The organism is Rhodococcus yunnanensis NBRC 103083, assembly GCF_001895005.1.
GTDB lineage: Bacteria > Actinomycetota > Actinomycetes > Mycobacteriales > Mycobacteriaceae > Rhodococcoides > Rhodococcoides yunnanense.
Genome location: NZ_BCXH01000035.1, coordinates 1 through 20,576, shown reverse-complemented (window position 1 = coordinate 20,576; position 20,576 = coordinate 1). Strand labels below are relative to the sequence as shown.

General features: G+C 64.3%; 13 protein-coding genes and 1 pseudogene. 7 read left to right on the top strand and 7 right to left on the bottom strand.

All coding sequences use genetic code 11. The features are described from left to right. A partial coding sequence (locus RY1_RS28875) for a methyltransferase (protein ID WP_218019872.1) occupies positions 1 to 915 on the top strand: 915 nt, incomplete at its 5' end. A 70-nt stretch (positions 916 to 985) separates the two neighbouring features. Here RY1_RS28875 and lpdA read toward each other — a convergent pair. From lpdA to RY1_RS28860, 3 genes are read right to left on the bottom strand one after another with little or no spacing between them, the layout of a single operon-like run. After that, entirely contained in the window at positions 986 to 2,389 is a 1,404-nt protein-coding gene (gene lpdA / locus RY1_RS28870; RefSeq protein ID WP_072807486.1) for a dihydrolipoyl dehydrogenase, read from the bottom strand. A 49-nt stretch (positions 2,390 to 2,438) separates the two neighbouring features. Continuing rightward, a complete protein-coding gene (locus RY1_RS28865; RefSeq protein ID WP_072807485.1) occupies positions 2,439 to 3,377 on the bottom strand; it encodes a dipeptidase in 939 nt (312 codons plus the stop codon). Then, complete coding sequence (locus tag RY1_RS28860) at positions 3,374 to 4,018, bottom strand: GAP family protein (RefSeq protein WP_072807484.1); 645 nt, start codon at positions 4,016 to 4,018, stop codon at positions 3,374 to 3,376. The genes RY1_RS28865 and RY1_RS28860 overlap by 4 nt, the downstream gene beginning before the upstream one ends. Before the next feature lie 36 nt (positions 4,019 to 4,054). Between RY1_RS28860 and RY1_RS28855 the strand changes: the two genes are divergently transcribed. Further along, entirely contained in the window at positions 4,055 to 6,082 is a 2,028-nt protein-coding gene (locus RY1_RS28855; protein ID WP_072807483.1) for a prolyl oligopeptidase family serine peptidase, read from the top strand. Here RY1_RS28855 and RY1_RS28850 read toward each other — a convergent pair. The 3 genes from RY1_RS28850 to RY1_RS30895 form a co-directional block, all read right to left on the bottom strand. Continuing rightward, positions 6,079 to 6,918 carry an alpha/beta hydrolase family protein gene (locus tag RY1_RS28850; protein WP_072807482.1) on the bottom strand — a complete coding sequence of 280 codons (840 nt, stop codon included), beginning with the start codon at positions 6,916 to 6,918 and terminating at the stop codon, positions 6,079 to 6,081. The two genes, RY1_RS28855 and RY1_RS28850, sit on opposite strands and share 4 nt — an antisense overlap. A gap of 1,874 nt (positions 6,919 to 8,792) precedes the next feature. Beyond that, positions 8,793 to 9,704, bottom strand: coding sequence for a polyphosphate kinase 2 (gene ppk2, locus RY1_RS28840; protein WP_072807480.1), 912 nt, complete (start codon positions 9,702 to 9,704; stop codon positions 8,793 to 8,795). A 151-nt stretch (positions 9,705 to 9,855) separates the two neighbouring features. After that, positions 9,856 to 9,984: a hypothetical protein gene (locus RY1_RS30895; RefSeq protein WP_281250036.1), complete on the bottom strand. Its 129-nt coding sequence runs from the start codon at positions 9,982 to 9,984 to the stop codon at positions 9,856 to 9,858. A 206-nt stretch (positions 9,985 to 10,190) separates the two neighbouring features. On the opposite strand from RY1_RS30895, the gene RY1_RS28835 reads away from it, so the two are divergent. The 4 genes from RY1_RS28835 (at position 10,191) to RY1_RS28820 (ending at position 18,746) form a co-directional block, all read left to right on the top strand. Beyond that, positions 10,191 to 10,391 carry a PspC domain-containing protein gene (locus RY1_RS28835; protein ID WP_072807479.1) on the top strand — a complete coding sequence of 67 codons (201 nt, stop codon included), beginning with the start codon at positions 10,191 to 10,193 and terminating at the stop codon, positions 10,389 to 10,391. 67 nt (positions 10,392 to 10,458) lie between these two features. After that, on the top strand, positions 10,459 to 13,803 hold the full coding sequence (locus tag RY1_RS28830) for an ATP-binding protein (protein WP_072807478.1): 3,345 nt from the start codon (positions 10,459 to 10,461) through the stop codon (positions 13,801 to 13,803). Then, positions 13,800 to 17,216 (top strand): ATP-binding protein, encoded by a 3,417-nt coding sequence (locus tag RY1_RS28825; RefSeq protein ID WP_072807477.1) that lies wholly within the window; start codon positions 13,800 to 13,802, stop codon positions 17,214 to 17,216. The genes RY1_RS28830 and RY1_RS28825 overlap by 4 nt, the downstream gene beginning before the upstream one ends. A 165-nt stretch (positions 17,217 to 17,381) precedes the next feature. Next, on the top strand, positions 17,382 to 18,746 hold the full coding sequence (locus RY1_RS28820; protein WP_072807476.1) for an FAD-binding oxidoreductase: 1,365 nt from the start codon (positions 17,382 to 17,384) through the stop codon (positions 18,744 to 18,746). Positions 18,747 to 18,877: 131 nt separating this feature from the next. On the opposite strand, the gene RY1_RS28815 is transcribed toward RY1_RS28820, so the two are convergent. Next, positions 18,878 to 20,281: a glucose-6-phosphate dehydrogenase gene (locus RY1_RS28815; RefSeq protein WP_072807487.1), complete on the bottom strand. Its 1,404-nt coding sequence runs from the start codon at positions 20,279 to 20,281 to the stop codon at positions 18,878 to 18,880. 41 nt (positions 20,282 to 20,322) lie between these two features. Between RY1_RS28815 and RY1_RS28810 the strand changes: the two are divergent. Further along, positions 20,323 to 20,576, top strand: a pseudogene (locus tag RY1_RS28810) (hypothetical protein); the annotation flags it as partial.

The window sequence follows — 20,576 nt, the reverse complement described above, 5'->3', positions numbered from 1 at the left end:
GCGTCGACGCTCGGGCTCGTCGACAAGGCAGGTGCAGCAGGCGCGACGCTGGACGAATTGGTCTCGAGCACAGGAAGTTCCACTTCTGCACTCGCGCAGCTTCTCGCCCACCTCGTCACGATCGGCGTTTTCGAACTGGACCCGGACACACGACGCTACCGGCCGACGGATCTGTCCCAGCAGCTCACCGACAACGCACTCCTGCTGGACATGAAGAACGCAGGTGGCCGCGCAGAACTGGCTTTCGTCGACCTGCTCGATACGATTGCCACAGGCAAGCCCTCCTACCCGAAGAGATACGGGCGGACATTCTGGGAGGATCTCGATTCCGATCCACGGCTTCGATCGAGCTTCGACGCGCAGATGAATTGGCGGTTCCGCACCCAGGCGACACAGATCGCAGAACGATTCGACTGGAGCCGATACCCGAACATCTTCGACGTGGGTGGCGGAGACGGGACGTTGCTCACCGCAATCCTGCAGCGGCACAGTACTGTTCGGGGGACGGTACTGGACCTCCCGCCGACTTCCGAGGCGGCTGGTGACAGGTTCGCCGAAGCCGGACTCACCGATCGAGCCTCCGCACTCGGCGGGAGTTTCTTCGATCCAATTCCTGCGGGAGCGGACGTGTACATCCTCTCCGACATTCTCCACGACTGGGACGACGACCATGCTGCCGTCATCCTCGCCGAAACTGCACGAGCTGCAGGCGGGAACACCGTCGTGATCATCGAATCGATCCGCGGCATCAGCGCCAGTACCGGCGTCGACCTGTTCATGCTGATGTGCTTCGGCAGTCGGGAACGATCCATGGACGAGCTGACCGACATGGCCGGGCAGGTCGGCCTGGGCTTGCACACCTCGACGACGGTGGCCGACGGCAGGACCGCCCTGGAGTTTCGCCGCACCCGGTGACCCTTACAACGCAAACATCCGCTTACAACCGAAGTTTCGGTTGTAAGCGGATGGCGGTTTGTAAAGAAGATCAGAAGTTGATCATGTGGCCGGCGAGGCCGTGGATCGCTTCCTGGAGTGCTTCCGACAGAGTTGGGTGTGTGTGCACGTTGCGGGCGAGCTCGTTGACCGTGAGGTCCCACTTCTGGGCCAAGGTCAACTCGGGGAGCAGCTCGGAGACGTCGGGGCCGATGAGGTGCCCGCCGATCAGTTCCCCGTACTTGGTGTCGGAGATCAACTTGACGAACCCGGTGGCGTCGCCCAGTCCGTGTGCCTTGCCGTTGGCTGCGAACGGGAAGTTCGCGACCTTGATGTCACGGCCCTCGGCGCGAGCCTGCTCCTCGGTGAGACCGAAGCTCGCGACCTGCGGCTGGCAGAACGTCGCACGCGGCATCATGCGGTAGTCCTCGATCGGCAGCGTCTCGGCTCCGGCGATGGTCTCCGCAGCGACGACGCCCTGAGCCTCTGCGACGTGCGCAAGCTGAAGCTTGGCGGTGACGTCGCCGATTGCGTAGATGTGCGGGACGTTGGTCTGCATCGTGCTGGTGATGCCGATGGCGCCGCGCTCGGTGACCTCGACGCCGGTCTTCTCGAGTCCGAAGCCCTCGACGCGAGGTGCGAAGCCGACGGACTGCATGACCTTGTCGACGGTGACCGTCTCGATCTCACCGGACTTGTTGTTCTTGATCGCGACGGTGACCTTGGATCCGTCGTCGTCGATCGACTGCACTGCTGCGCCGGTGACGACCTTGACGCCGAGCTTCTTGTACTGCTTCTCGATTTCCTTCGAGACGTCGGCGTCCTCGTTGGGGAGCGCACGATCGAGGAACTCGACGATGGTGACGTCGACTCCGTAGTTCTTGAGGACGTAGCCGAACTCCATACCGATGGCGCCCGCGCCGACGATGAGGATCGAACCGGGCAGCTCCCGGGTCATGATCTGCTCCTCGTACGTGACGACGTTCTTGCTCAGCTCGGTACCGGGCAGCAGCTTGGTGGTGCTACCGGTGGAGATGATCGCGTTGTCGAACGTGATGGTCTCGGTGCCGCCCTTGGTCAACTCCACCTCGATGGTGTTGGCGTCGACGAAGGTGCCTGCGCCGTCGTACTCGGGGATCTTGTTCTTCTTCATCAAGAAGTGGATGCCCTTGACGCGTCCCTCGGCCACCTTGCGGCTTCGGTCGAATGCGGCGCCGAAATCGAAGCTCGCCTCTCCCGAGATGCCGAAGAGCTTGGCCTCTTTGGTGAAGAGGTGCGCCAGCTCGGCGTTACGGAGAAGAGCCTTGGACGGAATGCAGCCCACGTTGAGGCAGACACCGCCCCAGTACTTCTTCTCGATGATGGCGGTGCTCAGGCCCAGTTGTGCCGCGCGGATAGCAGCGACGTACCCACCGGGGCCGGCTCCGAGGACAACGACGTCATAGTGTGAGGTCACGAGACCCCAGGGTAGTCCCGTCCCCTGGCACTGTGTCGAGATGGTCCGGTTACTCGCTGGTAGCCCCGCTGACGCGCCGGAAATTCCCCCCGTACACCGCGGCGATCGAGGGCTCGTCGAAGCCTCGACCACGGAGGACCGACGGCAGTGTCGCCGTGTCCTCGGGAGGTACCCACTGCAACTGACCCCATCGGGTGTAGTCCTCGGAGAACGCCTCGGGGTGCGCCGCCAGCTCGGCGTTGAAATCCTCGTGATCGAACGAATAGTCGGAGCCGATTCCGACGTGCTCGATGCCGAGCAACTCCACCCCGTATTCGATGTGATCGGCCATCGCCTCGACGCGGCGTCGACCTTCCTCCGGCCCGTTGGCACCGAGAAAGATACCTACTCCGTTGATGCCGACCACACCTCCCGTTCGCGCGCACTCCCGCGCCTGCTCATCGGTGATGTTTCGTGGATGCGCCCACAGCGCAGCGAAATTCGAGTGACTGTAGATCATCGGCCGCGCCGTCGTCGACGCCAGATCCAGTCCCGTGCGTATCGAACAGTGCGAGCCGTCGACGAGCATCCCGACGCGATTCATCTCGGCGACGAGGTCCTTGCCGTACGCCGTCAGGCCGGTGTCCTCGGCGTCGAGGCACCCGCAGCCTGCGGCGTTGGCCCAGTTGTAGGACGGCAGCATCGATCGGACGCCGAGATCGTGGAAGTACCTGACGTTGTCGAGATCGCCTTCCAACGGCCCCGAGTCCTCCAGATCGAACGCGAGCGTGATCAGGGAATCGTCCGGGTTCTCGTCGACCATCACGAAGCGGCCGTCGGCCAAGGCTTTACGACGAAAGTCCTGCGCCAGCGACGTCGCGACGTCCTTCGAGTGCGGCGAGAAGCCGACGTTCACCGACACGTACGAGCCCAGCGGATACCGCGCCACGTCGGCGATCACCGCATCCTGGACGAGCGGCAGGCAACAATGCTGCTCCCACAGCCTCATATGGACGATCCTCCCTTGACGATCAACACCACCGAGACGAACCCCAGCACCACATAGATGATCGAGGAGCTGTGCGTCACCAGCCATTCCCGCCATGATCGTTGCAGTGCTTCGGCTTTCGCTCCGGAGCGAGCAAGCACGACGAGAGGGGTGATGATTCCGAGCGTCGCCACCGTCACCCACACGATCGCAACGCCCACCGCCTCGGGCCCGTGCAATTCCAACAGCGTCAGCTCCGCAACGGCGACCGTGACCAGCATGTAGTTGGGCACCCACAGACCGAGCACGAATGCCGACACCGGGCCCACCTTGTCGAGACCGCGTAACCACTTCGGTGTCACGGACTCTCGCCGACGCTGGCGCACCCACAGCACCAGAACGAACACGGCGAGAGCGATCCCGACGACGAGCTCGATCCACGCAACAGCATGCCCGGTGGACTTCGCGCGCGGACCAGGAGGCATCAGCGTCGCGGCGAGAACCATGACGACGGCCAACGCGAGCACGTATCCAGCGGCGTATGCGGCGAGTTTGACCGGGCCACGCTCGGACGCCGCGAGCAGAAACGCCGGAACCAGTGACCAGGGCCACACCATCACGACCAGACCCACGAGTACGAACGTCAGCGCATGGGCCGTCATCTTCGGAGACAGTACTCGCGAGGGTACAAATAGTGCATGAGCATCGCCGACGACCCTTATCTGTGGCTCGAAGAGGTCACCGAAGACACGGCCCTCGACTGGGTCCGCACACGCAACGCAGAGACCACCGCGGCGCTGGCCGGGGCAGAGTTCGACGCCGTGGAGTCGCGCATCCGGGAGGTTCTCGACACCGACGCCCGCATCCCGTACGCACGTCGACGAGGCGAGTACCTGTACAACTTCTGGCGCGATGCCGTGCACATCCGCGGCCTGTGGCGTCGGACGACGATGGCCGAGTATCGGAAGGACGATCCCGAATGGGACGTCCTGCTCGATCTCGATGCCGTCGCCGAGGCCGAAGGCGAGAACTGGGTGTGGAGCGGCGCGCAGGTCCGACGGCCCGAACAGCAGATCGCGCTGGTCACGCTCTCGCGCGGCGGAGCGGACGCGTCGATCGTCCGGGAATTCGATCTGGAGACTCGCACCTTCCGCGAACCGGAGCAGGGAGGCTTCTTCGTTCCCGAGGCCAAGACCGACATCGGTTACATCGACGCCGACAGTGTGTACGTCGGAACGGACTTCGGCGAGGGGACGCTCACCGACTCGGGATACCCGCGCATCGCCAAGCGCTGGACTCGCGGAACTCCGCTGACCGAGGCCGAAGTCGTCTTCGAGGGCAAGCCGAGCGACATCTCGATCTCGGCGTGGCACGACAGGACACCCGGTTACGAACGTGACTTCGTCCAACGCGCCACCGACTTCTTCAACGCCGAGCTCTACCTGCTCGACGGCAAGAATCTGACGTCGATCGACACTCCGACCGACGCGACGACGTCGATACACAAGCAGTGGCTGCTGGTACGCACGATGACCGACTGGGAAATCGGCGACGTCACCTACCCGTCGGGCGCCCTTCTCGCGACCAACTTCGACAGCTTCCTCGCCGGTGAGCGCGATTTCACGACCCTGTTCCAACCCGACGCTCATCGATCGCTGCATCAATTCGCGTGGACCGAGAACCACCTACTCGTGGTGACGCTCGTCGACGTCCGAACCGAATTCCGCGTGCTGACACCGGGCTCCGACGGATGGGACGACCAGCCGCTCACCGGGTTGCCCGAGTTGACGTCGACCGAAATCGTCGGCACCGACGCCGAGGAGAACGGCGACGAGTTCTTCCTGTCGTCGAGTGGCTATCTCACCCCGGCCACCCTGCTGTTCGGGACGATCGGCGGCGAGCTGGAAATCCTGAAGCAGGCGCCGTCGTTCTTCGACACCTCCGGACTGGCCGTCGAGCAGCATTTCGCGACGTCGCTCGACGGAACCGGCATCCCCTACTTCGTCGTCCGCCAGGCCGACGCGAAGCCGGGTCCGACTCTGCTCTACGGCTACGGCGGCTTCGAGATTTCGCTCACCCCGTCGTACAGCGGGGCGACCGGGCTCGCCTGGCTGGAGCGAGGCGGCACCTACGTGGTCGCCAACATCCGCGGCGGCGGCGAATACGGACCCGACTGGCACACGCAGGTCCTTCGAGCCGGCCGTCACAAGGTCCACGAGGACTTCGCCGCCGTCGCGAGCGATCTCGTCGCACGAGGCATCACGACGCCCGAGCAGCTGGGTGCGCAGGGCGGCAGCAACGGCGGTCTCCTGATGGGCATCATGGTGACGAAGTACCCGGAACTCTTCGGTGCGCTGGTCTGCCAGGTGCCTCTGCTCGACATGAAGCGGTACCACCTCCTGCTCGCCGGGGCGTCCTGGGTTGCCGAGTACGGCGACCCGGACGATCCCGACGAATGGGCGTTCATCTCCGAGTACTCGCCGTACCAGAACGTCGTCGGGCCCGACGAGAAGAAGTATCCGCCGATCCTGATCGCGACGTCCACCCGCGACGACCGCGTCCACCCGGGCCATGCGCGGAAGATGGCGGCTCGACTGGAGGAGGTCGGCCAGAACGTGCGCTACTTCGAGAACATCGAGGGAGGTCACGGCGGCGCTGCCGACAATGCTCAACTGGCGTTCAAAACGGCACTGTCGTTCCAGTTTCTCTGGGAGGCCCTCCGCTAGCGCATGAACCAGCGTTCCACCCGCTCGGCAACCGTTTCGGGCTGCCGGATCCACTCGATGTGGCCGCGCGGTTCGAGCAGGTGGTCCGACGTGATGTCGGCTCGTGGGAACTTCTCGAGCAGATTCGCCATCGAGGCCTTGGGCGCCATGTCGTCACCTTCGAAGGTCAGGGCGAGGATCGGCAGCTTCAGCCTGCCGATCCTCTCCTCGTAGTCGATGTCAGCCCCCGACGGTTCGATCTTGCCGGTGCGTGCGAACCTCGACCAATCCTCGATCAACACCTTGGACTGACGACCGAAGCCGCCTATGTCGATGCGGTCGCCAGGCCAGAATCCGGCGATGCTCGAGGTCAGCGACATCGCCGCGGCTCCGACGAACAGCGACGTCCCCCTGGCTACCCCGAATCCGCGGTGGTAGGGCGACCCGGACGCCACCAGGATCAGTCCACCGAGACGTCCCCGTATCCGGGACGCGTACAACGACGCGAGCTGCCCGCCCATGCTGTGGCCGAGCGCGTACGGCGTCGCATTCTCGAATCGCTCCCTGACCACCTCGAAGACCGCGGGAAAGTCGACCGAGACGAGCTCGTGGTAGCCGTATGTGCTGGCACTGCTCGGTTTCGGACGACTGTCACCCTGGCCACGTAGGTCGGCAACGGCGACATGGAAGCCGCGCGCAGTGAGCGCTCGGGCGAAGAGTTGGTAGTACCCCGCGGGAATCCCCAGACCCGGGAACACCACGATGACGGCGGAGTCCCATCGCGGCGGGATATCGGACTCGAACAGCATCACCGGAACCGACGAGCCGTCGGGCATCTGGATCGGAACGGTCTGCACATGGCCACACTAGGTGCTCCCCTGCCCAGACACAGCGACACCAGATACGAACGACACCGGACACGAACGACACCGGACACAGCGACAGCCGGGAACCTCGTGGGTTCCCGGCTGTCGGTGGTGTCCGGCTATCCGGCAGCAGGCGGGGTCGCGGAAGATCCACTGTCGGCACTACCGGATGCAAGAAGCTGCAGAAGAAGCACGAGAAGTTCCATGTATTCACTCCTGACCGAAGGGGGATAGTGCGCCGAACGATAACGGAATCGTCTCGGTCGGACATTCATATCAACGCTTCGGCCTGCCCTGGAGCGGAATCGATACTATTCCGCGACAAAAAGTCCAGAAAAGTCGCCCGGAACGCAAACGTCGACCGAAACCGAACGCGAGGTTGGTTTCGGCCGACGTTGTAGGTCTTGGTAATTCGACCTTCTGCTACGGCGCAGGCACAGTCGTCGTCGCACCGTCCGAACTACCGGAAGTGAGCAACGCGAGCAGCGCGAGAAGGCCGGAGAGATCGAGATCGTTGGACATCAGAACTCCTTCTATTCGAGGGTCAATTGCCAGGAAGTGAGAGTAACGAAACAATCACTGCCATATACATGGCTACCAATCGAAAAAGGAGCTGGCCAGGCTTTCGGATATAAAAGTCGAAATGCACAAAAGGGTCATTCGAAACAATGAGTCTGTTCCAGCCGAGAACGGGCGATTCCCCGCGGCCCCCCGAGCCGCGGCGGAATCACCGAATCAGGCCGCGCTGCCCGAGGTCAGAGCGCCGACGATCTGATCGACGATGGCGCTGACGATGCCGTCGTACACGCCGCTGACGATGTCACCGATGAACGTTGCTGCAGAACCCATGAGATTTCCTCCAGTTGAAATATCCGGCCGATAGATCACGACCTGTTCCATTTTTACCTCATATAAGAGGCATTGGTAACACTGAGACGCAACTATCGAGAAATAAACCTGATATCGGCAACTCGTCGTAACCGAAGGATGTACCGAATCGGTGACGCCGATCGAACCCCGATCACGTCACACACGCTTGCCACGAGCACACGGTCGGTTCTGCCGAACATCTCAGGGACTTTGTTCGCGTTGTCGAGCTTGTTCGTTACGAGGCGTATCGCATCGGGTCGGGCCCGGCTCTTGCATTGGCTCCCCCTATCCGCCCGGGAGTCCGACGTGACCGCAAACCGGACCGTCGGATTGCCGGATCGCACGATGCATGCCCGACGCGCCGCCGGACGAGCTCCAGATCGACGGTTCGGCCGTCGACGACCCGGAATCGAATGTCTGTGCAACTCCAGCGAAAGGTCGTTGAGAACAAAAGTATTTGCCTGAGCCGAATGACACGAATGTTCTCAGCGGGCGTTTCGACTCGGACGACGTCGCGCCCGAAATCATTGAACTCTGAAACACTGTCCACTCGAACGAAAACAATTGAAAATTCACAGATCGAACGGAATGCAAAAATCGCTCACACGTAAATGCGATTTCGGACACAGAAAAGCGCTGCACACAAAGAATCTTGCATGCAGCGCCGACACTGATTCGGCCGCGAATTACTCCGCAACCGAGTCGCTAGATCACTGAATCAGCCTGCACTGCCCGTGATCAGAGCACTGACGATCTGATCGACTACCAGTGAAGCGACGCCGGAGAGCACGCCACTCAGAATGTCACCGATAAATGCTGCTGCGGAACCCATGAGATTACCCTCCAGTTGAGATAAATGGCCGTTCCGTCACGACCTGCATTATTTTTACCGCATGTAGGAGACATTGGTAATTGTGAGTTGACACAATCGATAATCGGTAATCGACAAAAATAGCGTCGAGTAGTTCATAATGCGACCGATACGCGCCGAGAGATCATTCGCCGATCACGTCTCGCGCGCGACCGACGAGCAAAGGATCGGTTTCGCCGACGATTTCGGGGTCCTTGTTCGCATAGTCGAACTTGTTCAGCACGAAACGCATGGCATTGATCCGTGCCCGCTTCTTGTCGTTGCTCTTGACGATCGTCCACGGTGCGACATCGGTATCGGTGGCTCGGAAGCTTTCCTCCTTGGCCGCCGTGTACGCGTCCCATTTGTCCAGCGACGCCAGGTCCATCGGCGAGAGCTTCCACTGCCGCACCGGGTCGACCTGCCGGATGGCGAATCGCGTCCGCTGCTCCAGCTGCGAGACCGAGAACCAGAACTTCGTCAGGCTGATCCCGTCGTCCACGAGCATCTGCTCGAAGTGCGGGGCCTGCCGGACGAACCTCGCGTGCTGGTCCTCGTCGCAGAACCCCATCACTCGTTCGACCCCTGCGCGGTTGTACCAGGATCGGTCGAACATGACGATCTCGCCTGCTGCGGGAAGGTGCTGGATGTAGCGCTGGAAGTACCACTCGGTCGATTCTCTGGCCGACGGCTTCTCCAATGCGACGACGCGTGCGCCTCGCGGATTCATGTGTTCCATGAATCGTTTGATCGTGCCACCCTTGCCTGCGGCGTCGCGGCCTTCGAACACGATGACGTGGCGACGACCGGTCTCCTTGGTCCACATCTGCAGCTTCAGCAATTCGATCTGCAGAAGTCGCTTCTGCATGTCGTACTCCGCTCGCGACATCCGATCGTCGTACGGGTAGCCCTCGCGCCAGGTGTCCACGATGCGTCCGTCGGGCACGGTCAGCAGGACGGGATCATCGTCATCACTGTCGTCGACGACGAAGCCTGCCGTGTTGGTGAGATCGACAGCGGTGGTGAGGTCGCCGATCGAGCTGAAATCTTCCGTCATGGTCGGTGAAGCTATCTTTCGGCGGCAACGAAACGGTTACCTTCCGGTGAACTGCAGGCACCCTGACACGGCCGAGGGCCCGCACGACGATCGTGTGCGGGCCCTCGGTGCTGGGTGCTGGGTGCTTAGTTCTGGGTGCTGGGTGCTGGGACTAGCTCGAGCCGGCGCTGCCGGTGCCGAGGAGTGCGCCGAGCAGGGCCGCAAGTCCTGCGTCGCTGCCGCCGCTGTCGCCGCCGCCGATGATGGAGCCGAGCAGTCCACCGATGATCGTTCCGAGCATGTGAGGGGGTCCTTCCGAAGGTGGTGCAGCCGATGAATTCGAACAGACGTTAGCGCCGCGAAGTCCTTTCGGTCTCGCGATCGGCAGAAAAAGCCCAGACGGTTGTTTCTTCCCGCCGTCAGGGAAGCCGCCGGGGCGTGTGTCAGGGTCGAAATGGGGGAACATCCCGATGCGCGAGCCCAGGTCCCACGCGCAGACTTCGTGCCATGACATACACAAACCCGCCCAAAGAGTTCGTCCGCTCCGACTCGCAGAAGATGGTCGCAGGTGTGTGCGGCGGCGTCGCCGAGTACTTCGAGATCGACGTCAATCTCGTCCGCGTGCTGACCGTGATCGGCGCCTTTCTGTCGTTCGGTACGGTAGCCCTGGTCTACATCGCGGCATGGATGTTGATGCCCCAGAGGTGATTCGCGACGGTGCGGGTGACACCTGGACCGGCGGTCGCGACCGCAATTCGATAGCCTCTCAGGCACTATGACCAAGCAGTCGGTTTCGATCAGTGTGTTCGGAAGCACGCGCGCCGCAATCGACGACGTGCCGGTCAATCTCGGAAGTCGTGGCCAGCGGGCAGTGCTAGCCCGTCTGGTCGCCGCAGGCCCCAGGATCGTCGGGACCGACGAGCTCGTGGAGGATCTCTGGGCAGGCGCGCCGCCGCCGAGCGCTCTCGGCGCTCTCCAGGTCAACGTCTCCAACCTCCGTCGTGTCCTCGAACCGTCACGCGCCCCGAGGTCTCGCGCCACTGTACTGGTGAGCTCCCCGCCCGGTTACGCTCTGGAACTTCCGCCGGATGCGGTCGACGTGTGGCGGTTCGAACATCTGGTCGGCGAGGCCGCGCGCACCTCGAACACCGATATCCGTCTCCGACTGCTCAGCGAAGCACTGGAGATGTGGACGGCAATGCCGTTCGCCGAGGTGTCCGACGCACGGTGGGCTGCAAGCGTGTCCGATCGGCTTCTGGAACAGCGGCGCGCTGCGTTCGAGGACCGCGGACGCGTACTGCTCGATCGCGGCGAACCCGCACAGGTCATCGCCGATATGGAACGGCTGGTCACACATGTTCCGCATCGCGAGGAAGGAGTTCGACTGCTTGCCCTGGCGCTGTATCGGTCGGGCCGGCAGACGGACGCCCTCGCTGCGATTCGGACATGCAAGAACTATCTCGCAACCGAGCTCGGCATCGATCCCGGCCCTGCGCTACGCCGGATCGAGGCGGACATCCTCGTCCACAGCGACTCTCTCGACGGGCGCGAGGATTCACGCACGACGCGTGAGCACGACACGCCCCGCGCACGCGCTGCCGCCGGCCCCGCCGCTCGGGTCTCGTCGTTCGGTTCCGTCGCCGACGAGGCCGACGGCCGCCCCGAGGATCTACGCACACTGCTCGACACCGCCGAACGCACCGCATCCGGGGTATTCGCGGCGGCATGGATCAACGGTGAGGCGGGCGAGGGGAAATCGACGCTCGCGGCCCGGCTGTCGGCGTCGTTGGCGGAGCGGTCATGGGCGGTCGGATGGGGCCGGTGTCCCGAGGTCGACGGCGCTCCTCCCGGCTGGGCATGGACCGAAGCCCTCGGCTCTCTCGCCGCGACGCATCCGATGGAGGAGCAAACTCGTACCCGTCTGAGTCCCGTTCTGGGCGTCGACGGTACCCGAGGAGGGACGTCGGCGGGCCCGTTCTGGCTCGGCAAATGGGCCGCCGAATACGTACTGCGCATCACCGACACCACACCGGTTCTGTTGGTACTGGACGACATTCACCGCGCGGACGCTCTGACTCTCGGCATGCTGCGGCAGATGGCGAACGATCTTCGTGATCGCCGGGTTCTGCTTCTGGCCACCTATCGCCCCTCCGAGGTCACCGAGGAGCTGACGGCGACATGGGCGACGATGACGGACTCCGACAACACGTGGATGCCGTTGCGCAGCATGGACCGTCGACGCATCGCTGAGCTGGCCGTGCATTTCGGGCTCACCGATCCGACCCAGGCCGTCGTGGATCTGCTCGTCGAGCGAACCGGCGGAAATCCACTGTTCGTACGCGAGCTGGCTCGCCTGATCGCATCGGAGGGAACTGTTGCCGCCCGCGATGCAATCCCACTCGGGCTTTCGGATGTGCTGCGCCGCAGGCTTTCCAGGCTCCCCGAACGGACGCTGAGCACTCTTCGTTCGGCATCGGTTCTCGGCCGGGACATCGAACTCGACACCCTGTCCGCTGTGGTGGGAGGCGACGAGGATCAGATACTCGACGATTTGGAACCGGCTGTCCTGACGGGTCTGTTGACCGAACCAGGCGCAGACCGCGTGCGCTTCACCCACGCGCTCGTTCGTGACACTCTGTACTTCGATCTTCCGCGGATGCGTCGAACACGGGCGCACGGGAACGCTCTGCGAATACTCGAACGATCATCGCCGGACGATCTGGCATCCCTTGCGCACCACGCCGCACTGGGCGCCACGCCGGCAACGGCACGAGATGCCCTCGCGCACATCGTCGCTGCCGCACGTCGAGCCGAATCGTTGTCCTCACACACCGAAGCCCTTCAACTGTGGAACTCGGCGCTGCGCACCCTCGACACCGCCCCGTCGCCGACCGACGCCGAGCGCCTTGCGCTGCTGATCCCGATCGTCGGATCGCATGCCCGCGCTGGCAACACCGTCGATGCCAGACGTCGGCGCCAGCAGGCCGTCGATCTGGCCCTCGCGGTCGGAGACAGGGGTGCGCTCGTCGCGGCCGTGACGGCATGGCAGGCCCCGGTCATCTGGCACATCCGCGACAGCGCACCGGATCGAGGCATCCTGGAGCCGATCGACGCACTGCTGGGCGATGATTCGCTCGCGCCGGAAGATCGTACTGCGGTACTCGTGGCACAGTTCTTCGAACTGGAAGGCCTCGACGATGCCGTTGCCGCCGCCTGTGCCCGCGAGGCACTCGATCTCGCGGAGTCCCTCGGCCGGCCCCGCGTACTGTGCGCCGCTCTCAACGCATTCGGATACCTCGCGTACGGCCCGGATTTCACCTCCGAGCGGATACCGCGCGCGCAGCAACTGCTCACGATCGCCACGGACCACGATCTCGTCGAGTACCAGGCACTCGCCCACTACCAGATGTTCCTCGCATGCAATGCCGACGTCGATCTGCTTGCCGCACGCACCCACGTCGGCGCTGCAGTGCGGTTGGCCACCGGCAGTGCGCTGACTCAACTCCTCGGCGTACTCAACATCTTCGGCGCGCTCATCGACGTTCTCGCTGGTCGGTACGACTCGGCGCTCGCCAAGTACTCGGCCATCTCCGCTGCGATGAACGAGCAGAGCGAATGGCACGGCGACGAAAGCGGCGCCATGGGACGACTGTCCGTTGCAGTGGCCACCGGTTCTTTCACCGAAGTCGTGGCCACACTCACCGATCTGGACGACAATCTGCCGGTGAACATGCGCAACGCGCTCGTACTCGCGCTCGCCGAGAACGGTGAGCGCGAGAACGCGCTACGCCTGTGGCAGACGACGACGCCCCATGCCCGCGACTACCTCTGGCGCGGCATGACCGCGATGCGCGCACGGGCTGCCGCTCGACTGAACGATCTCGACGTCTGCCGCGAGTGCTACGACCAACTGCTGCCGTACGCAGGAACACTGGCAGGAGTGGACAGCGGCTCGCTGTACGCAGGAGTCGTCGACGACGTCCTCGCCGAACTGGCATCGGCTCTCGGCGACGCCGAAGCCGAACGCCGACACCGGCGCGACGCCGAATCCGTGCACGCCGAAGTGCACGGACAGGTGAGCGCACCCGGCTGGTTGCAGCTAACCTACCGAGAATCATGAACGCATCCGGTGTCACTGTTCGCGCATTCGGCCCGATCCGCGCCGACGTCGCAGGACAGCCCGTCTCGCTGGGCAGCCGAGGCCAGCGCATGGTGCTCGCGCGACTGATCATCGCCCGGCGCCGCGTGGTGAGTACCGACCTGCTCATCGAAGACTTGTGGGCAGGCGATCCGCCGCCAAGAGCCCTGGGCGCTCTGCAGGTGCACGTATCGAATCTTCGGCGGGTCCTCGAGCCCGACCGACCGCCGCGCTCTCCCGCGACCGTGCTGATCAGCACCCCTCCCGGATATGCACTCGACCTCCCCGACGACGCCGTCGACGTGTGGCAGTTCGAAGCCCTCGCACACACAGATCCCCTGGCACCGTCGGATCCATTGGCACAGTCAGATCCATTGGCACAGTCGGATCCATTGGCGCTGTCCGATCCATTGGCACAGTCGGATCCATTGGCGCTGTGGACGGATGGGCCGTACCGCGAGTTCGCCGACACACCCTGGGCCGCATCGGAAGTCGACCGTCTCGAGAACATTCGACGGTCCGCAATCGAGCGCCGGGCCGACGCCTCGATCTCCGCGGGCGACCACAAGGCCGCCGTTGCCGACCTCGAAGCGGTGGTCTCCGCCGCGCCCGATCGTGAGGAGTCCGTGCGGCTGCTCGCACTCGCGCTGTACCGAGGCGGAAGGCAGTCCGACGCGTTGTCGGTGCTCCGCCGCTCTCGCGACTACCTGGCCGAAGAACTCGGGATCGATCCCGACCCTGCTCTGCGGTCTCTCGAGTCGGACATCCTCTCGCACAGTGTCACCGAGGTGCGCACGGTACCCGAGATGCGTACTGTCTCCGAGCCGCGTGCGGCCGATCTGCACATCCCGCGCGCCACCCCCGAGACGACACCCGTCAACGGTCGTCCCGAGGATCTGGACGCACTCTCGGCTGCGGCCGATACCACCGCGAGCGCCGGATTCGGCATCGCATGGGTCGGCGGCGAGGCCGGTGCAGGCAAGAGCACACTCGCATCGATGCTGGCCACCGAACTGCGCACTCGGTCGTGGAACGTCGGGTGGGGGCGGTGTCCCGAGATCGACGGCGCGCCTCCGGGATGGGTGTGGACCGAGATCCTTTCCTCACTGGCCGCGGCGTCGGGCATGGACGACAAAACACGCGCGCGGCTGGCCCCGATCCTGCACACCGATCCCTTGCAATCCGATTCTGTAAAGTCCAATTCTGCTCAGTCCAGTTCTGGGCAGTCCGATTCCGGGGCAGCCGCGTCGGTGCAGCCGTTCTGGCTCGGCAAGTGGATCGCCGAGTATCTGACCGACATCGCGCACAGTGCGCCGACACTGCTCGTGCTCGACGACATCCACCGCGGCGATGCCGTGACGACCGCGATCCTGCGGCAACTCGCCTCCTCGGCACGCGCCGACCGCATTCTGGTCGTTGCGACGTTTCGGTCCTCCGAGATCACCGACGATCTGACCTCGGCGTGGGCGACGCTGCTCGATACGAGGAGCACTCGACTCGAGCTCGCTGGACTGTCCGCCGACGGGATAGCCTCCGTTGCAGCCGAATTCGGCCTCGTCGATCCGAGCCGCGAAACTCTGACACTGCTGGCCTCCCGAACCGAAGGCAATCCGCTGTTCGTCCGCGAACTGGCCCGGTTGATCGTCTCCGAGGGCCCGCGGGCAGCCCGTGAATCCGTGCCGACGGGAATCGGAGATGTATTGCGGCGCAGGGTCTCCAGGCTTCCCGATCGCACGGTCACGTCATTGCGACGACTGTCCGTTCTCGGCCGAGAGGCCGATCTCGACACACTGTTGGACATGACAGGCGCGAACGAGGACGAGCTTCTCGACGATCTCGAGCCTGCGGTACTGGCCGGATTGTTGTCCGAGTCCGCCGATCGGGTTCAGTTCACCCACGCGCTCGTTCGCGACACCCTGTACTTCGATCTGCCGAGGATCCGGCGACGCCGTGCGCATGCCCTTGCGTTCTCGGTACTGCAGCAGCGTGCGCCGGACGAACTGTCGGTTCTCGCCCACCACGCTGCCCTCGGTGCGGTGTCCGACACTGCGGTGGAATCCACCCGGGTCATCGCCGCCGCGGCGCGCAGAGCGGAGGCGTTGTCCTCGCACACGGACGCGCTCGCATTGTGGACGTCGGCCATCGACACCCTCGATCTCGACACCACTGCCCCGCACCGTGAACGGCTGTCACTGTTGATCCCACTCGTCGCCTCGCTCGCCCGAGCAGCGAACAGCCTCGAGGCGCGGGCGCGGCGCCAGGAGGCAATCGACATCGCGTCGACTCTCGGTGACCGCCGCGCTCTGCTGGACGCCGTCACCTCGTGGCGCGCCCCTGTCATCTGGCACATCAGGGAAGGATCTGCCGACAAGGGTGTGCTCGGCCCCGTCGATACACTTCTGGCCGATCCAGAACTCGGGGACGAAGACCGGGTCCGCCTGCTGACCACCTCGGTCTTCGAGATCGAAGGTCTCGACTCACCTGCCGCGAGTGCACAGGCCATCGAGGCCGTCGAGATCGCCGAACGCACGGGCGATCCCGAACTGCTGTGCCTGGCACTCAATGCCTTCGGCTACATCGCGTTCGGGCCCGATCACGACGACGAACGCCGAACACGCGCAGAGCAATTGCTCGCCGTCGCGAACGAACACGGGTTCGCCGAGTACCAAGCGCTCGCGCATTTCCAGCTGTTCCTCGCATGCAATTCCGTCGTCGATCTGGATGGAGCGCGCATGCACGTGAGCGAGGCCGTCCGATACGCCAGCGGCGCCGCACTCACCCAGCTGCTGGGAGTGCTGACGATCTTCGGCGCGCTCGTCGACGTGCTGGCAGGCCGCTACGAGCAGGCACGCGCCCGGTACCGAGCCGTCGCCGACTTCATGGACGAGCAGGGCGCCTCGCACGGATTCGAGATCCGCTACATCGGCGAGTTGGCCACCGCGATAGCCACCGATTCCTACGAGGGAATCATCGACGATTTCGATTCGCTCGACCGCGATCTGCCGGTTCGCATTCGAAACGTGTGGGTGCTGGCGCTCGCCAGGAGCGGCAATCACGTCCGTGCCCGGGAGATCTGGAGTCACACCGAGCCCTACCAGCGGGACTACTACTGGCGCGGAATGACGGCCGTACGTGCCCTCGCCGCGGCCACGTTGGGCGACGAAGCGGTCTGTCGCGAGTGCTACGACGAGCTGTTGCCGTTCGCAGGCACGTTCGCAGGCGTCGACAGTGGCTCGCTGTACTGCGGGGCAGTCGATTCGGCGTTGGCCGCGGTCGCCGAGGTGCTCCGCATGCCCGACGCGGCCGCCGCGCATCGATCGGCGGCCGAAGAATTGATCGCCACGACCCGCTCCCTACTCGCCGATCCTGGCTGGGCCGAGCAGCACAGCTCCTAGCGTCCATATCATCCATACGAATGAACTTCGCCCGTTCGACTGGCCGAACGGGGGTGTGGGAGTCACTCTCCAAGAGTTCTCCAAGTCGACTCCAATCTGCCGATGGTCTGCTGTGTCCACACCGAACACACGCACCATCGACCAGCCAGAAGGAAGCCACTCGCGATGACCACAACCGAGAGCAACGCCATTCCCGCCGAACTCGACCTAGCCACCCGCGGCCTCGTTCTGGAGCCGGGCACGGCCGAATACGTCGTCGAGGTCACCGGCTTCAACGTCGCCGTCGATCACCAGCCCGCAGCGGTACTCGTCGCCGCGGACGCCGACGACGTCGCCGCCGCCGTCCGAATCGCCGCACGCGCCGGGCTGAAGGTGGCGGTGAAAGCGACCGGGCACGGCGCAGCAGCCACCGGCCCCGACACGATCCTGATCGCGACGCGGGCACTGGACACCCTGCGGATCGACCATGATGCACGGACCGCGACGATCGGCGCAGGCGTGGTGTGGCAGAAGGTTCTCGACGCGGCCGCGCCCTTCGGCTTGGCGGCACTCGCCGGATCTGCGACGACCGTCGGCGCCGTCGGATACACGCTGGGAGGCGGGCTCGGGCCGATCGCTCGAACATACGGATTCGCGGCCGATCACGTGCGCAGCATCGAGGTGGTCACCGCCGACGGCGTCGTACGCCGAGCCGACGAACACCAGAACCCCGACCTGTTCTGGGCCGTACGCGGAGGTGGTGCGGCGTTCGGGATCGTGACCGAGATCGTCGTCGACCTGTTCCCGATCCAGACCGTGCTCGGCGGCGGTGTGTTCTTCGACATCGCCGACGCCGCGGCCGTTCTGCAGGCGTGGAGGTTATGGGTGCCGACGCTCCCCGAATCGGTGTCCACCTCGGCCGCCATCCTGCATCTGCCGCCCGCACCGGAACTCCCCGAACCGTTGCGTGGCCGCACCGTCCTGCACGTACGCTTCACTCACGTCAGCAACACCGAGGACGGGTACGCGCTGCTCGCGCCGATACGCGGACTCGCCGCACCGATCCTCGACACCGTCGCCGAAATCCCCTTCGCGGCAATCGCTTCCGTCCACATGGACCCGGTCGACCCGATCCCCGCGATGGAACGCGGACTTCTCCTCACCGAACTCACCGAGGATGCGCTGGCAGTGTTCCTCGGTACAGCCGAACTACCGTTCGCAGTCGCCGAACTCCGCGCCATGGGGGGTGCGCTGCACCGCGAACCCTCAGTCCCCAACGCAGTCGGCGGCCGAAGTGCGGCCTTCAGCCTGCTCGCCATCGGGGTGTTGGTTCCCCCGATCGCCGACATCGTCCCCGAAGCTCTCGACGCGTTCGTCGGCAGGTTCGAACCGTGGAGTTCCGGTGCGTTCGTCAACATGGCAGGCGCAGCAACCGGGGCTCCCGCCGATCGGGTGCGTGCAGCATGGGACTCGGTGACGAAGGATCGACTCGATACCCTTCGTGCCGCCCTCGACCCGACGGGTCTCTTCTCCCCAGCGGCCCGCTGGTGAACCTCCCCGGATAGGGGTTGGGTGCGGGCTGCGCAAATGCATATGCATTTGCGTCCATCCGAGGGTAAACACCCACCTCCCGCGCAAATGCATATGCATTTGCGCGGGTAAGGGGGCGGGGGCGGCTGCGCTCAGTTGCCGCCGACCAACCAGCCGCACGGCGACGCGAGGTCGTTCGCCTCGTCGGGCCCCATCGAGCCGGCGGGATAGGGCTTCACGGCGGGTGGGTCGTTGAGCAGCGGCGCCGCAACCTCCCAGACGTGGGCCAACCCGTCGGGCCTGGTGAACAGCGATCGGTCGCCGTTGAGCACGTCGAGGATCAACCGCGAATACGGCGACAGTGGTTCGGCGTCGGGCACCGACGGTAGTGGCAACGACAGATGCCCGACCGACAGATCGAAATCCGGGCCCGGTTCCTTCACCGTCAGAGCCATGTCGATCTCACCGTTGCCGGACAGGTCGAACGACAGCACGGTCCCGTCGTCGGGAAGATCGACGAGTGGGCTGTTCGCGGGCTTCCTGAACACCAACGACACTCGCTGGGCACTGACGCCCAACATCTTTCCGGTACGCAGCAGGAAGGGGACCCCGCGCCAGCGGTCGGTGTCCACCCACAATTTCGCCGAAACGAACGTGTCGACGGTCGAGTCGGCCGCAACGCCCTCGACGTCTCGGTACCCGTCGTATTGGCCGAGCACCACCTCGGAGGTGTCGATGGGGCGGAACGAGCCGATGACGGTCTCACGAGCGGACTGCAGGTCGTCCGCCTTCAGCGACGCGGGCGGCTCCATCGCGATCTCTGCAGCCACCTGAAACAGGTGTGTGACCAGCATGTCCAGGACGGCGCCGGTGTTGTCGTAGAACACGGCCCGGTCGTCGATGTTCAGTGTCTCGGGCACGTCGATCTGCACCTGCTCGATGTGCTCGGCGTTCCAGATGCCGTCGATCATGCCGTTGGCGAACCGCAGAACGTGCAGATTCTGGGTGGCCTCCTTGCCCAGGAAATGATCGATCCGGTAGACCTGCTGCTCGTCCAGCACCTCGTGCACAGCCTTGTCGAGCTGCTCGAATGCCTTCTGCGACGTCCCGAACGGCTTCTCGTAGACCACCCGCGCGCCCTCGGCGAGACCGTGCGCACCGAGCGCCCGCGTGTAGTCCTCGAACGCACTGGGCGGAAGCGCGATGTAGTGCACGAGCTGCGCGTCGCCGATCTCGTCGCGCCCCGCTTTCACCACATCGGGCAACAGACCTGCATCTTCGACGGTGAATCCATTGCCCGCAAAGCGGACTCGCTCGGCGAAGGAATCCCAATCGGCGGTGCCGGAGCCGAACTCCTCGAGCGCACCACGTACATGGTCGCGGAACTCGTCGTCGGAGGTGTCGTGCCTACCGTTGCCGATCAGCAACCACTTCTCGGGCAGCAAGCCCTGGGCGTGGAGCTGATAGAACGACGGCAGCACCATGCGCTTGGCGAGGTCGCCGGTCGCGCCGAAAAGAACGAAGATCGTGGGTTGCAAGGACGCCATGCACACCATCATGCACCGAGTCGTCGTCGGACGTGGTTACAGTCGGTGCAATGGGACGATCACGGTTTCACGGTGAGATCTACGGGATCGGCACGTCTTCGGGTGTACGGATCGTCGTGGGGCACTGGACAGAGTCCCCACTCGGCGAGTTCACCGACGTCATGGTCGAGCGCCGGGGAGGCCACCGCCTACTACTGGCTCCCAACTACGCGGTCCGCGATTTCGTCTCGGCGACATACACATTCGACGAAACCATCATCACTCCCGTGACGTTCGGGACGGAGATCACCGCCGGGCCGCTACG

What these genes read in the sequence shown, in the direction of transcription:
- RY1_RS28865 (WP_072807485.1), bottom strand. Translation starts at nt 3,377, where the DNA reads ATGAGGCTGTGGGAGCAGCATTGTTGCCTGCCGCTCGTCCAGGATGCG.
- RY1_RS28860 (WP_072807484.1), bottom strand. Translation starts at nt 4,018, where the DNA reads ATGACGGCCCATGCGCTGACGTTCGTACTCGTGGGTCTGGTCGTGATG.
- RY1_RS28855 (WP_072807483.1), top strand. Translation starts at nt 4,055, where the DNA reads ATGAGCATCGCCGACGACCCTTATCTGTGGCTCGAAGAGGTCACCGAA.
- ppk2 (WP_072807480.1), bottom strand. Translation starts at nt 9,704, where the DNA reads ATGACGGAAGATTTCAGCTCGATCGGCGACCTCACCACCGCTGTCGAT.
- RY1_RS30895 (WP_281250036.1), bottom strand. Translation starts at nt 9,984, where the DNA reads ATGCTCGGAACGATCATCGGTGGACTGCTCGGCTCCATCATCGGCGGC.
- RY1_RS28835 (WP_072807479.1), top strand. Translation starts at nt 10,191, where the DNA reads ATGACATACACAAACCCGCCCAAAGAGTTCGTCCGCTCCGACTCGCAG.
- RY1_RS28830 (WP_072807478.1), top strand. Translation starts at nt 10,459, where the DNA reads ATGACCAAGCAGTCGGTTTCGATCAGTGTGTTCGGAAGCACGCGCGCC.
- RY1_RS28825 (WP_072807477.1), top strand. Translation starts at nt 13,800, where the DNA reads ATGAACGCATCCGGTGTCACTGTTCGCGCATTCGGCCCGATCCGCGCC.
- RY1_RS28820 (WP_072807476.1), top strand. Translation starts at nt 17,382, where the DNA reads ATGACCACAACCGAGAGCAACGCCATTCCCGCCGAACTCGACCTAGCC.
- RY1_RS28815 (WP_072807487.1), bottom strand. Translation starts at nt 20,281, where the DNA reads ATGGTGTGCATGGCGTCCTTGCAACCCACGATCTTCGTTCTTTTCGGC.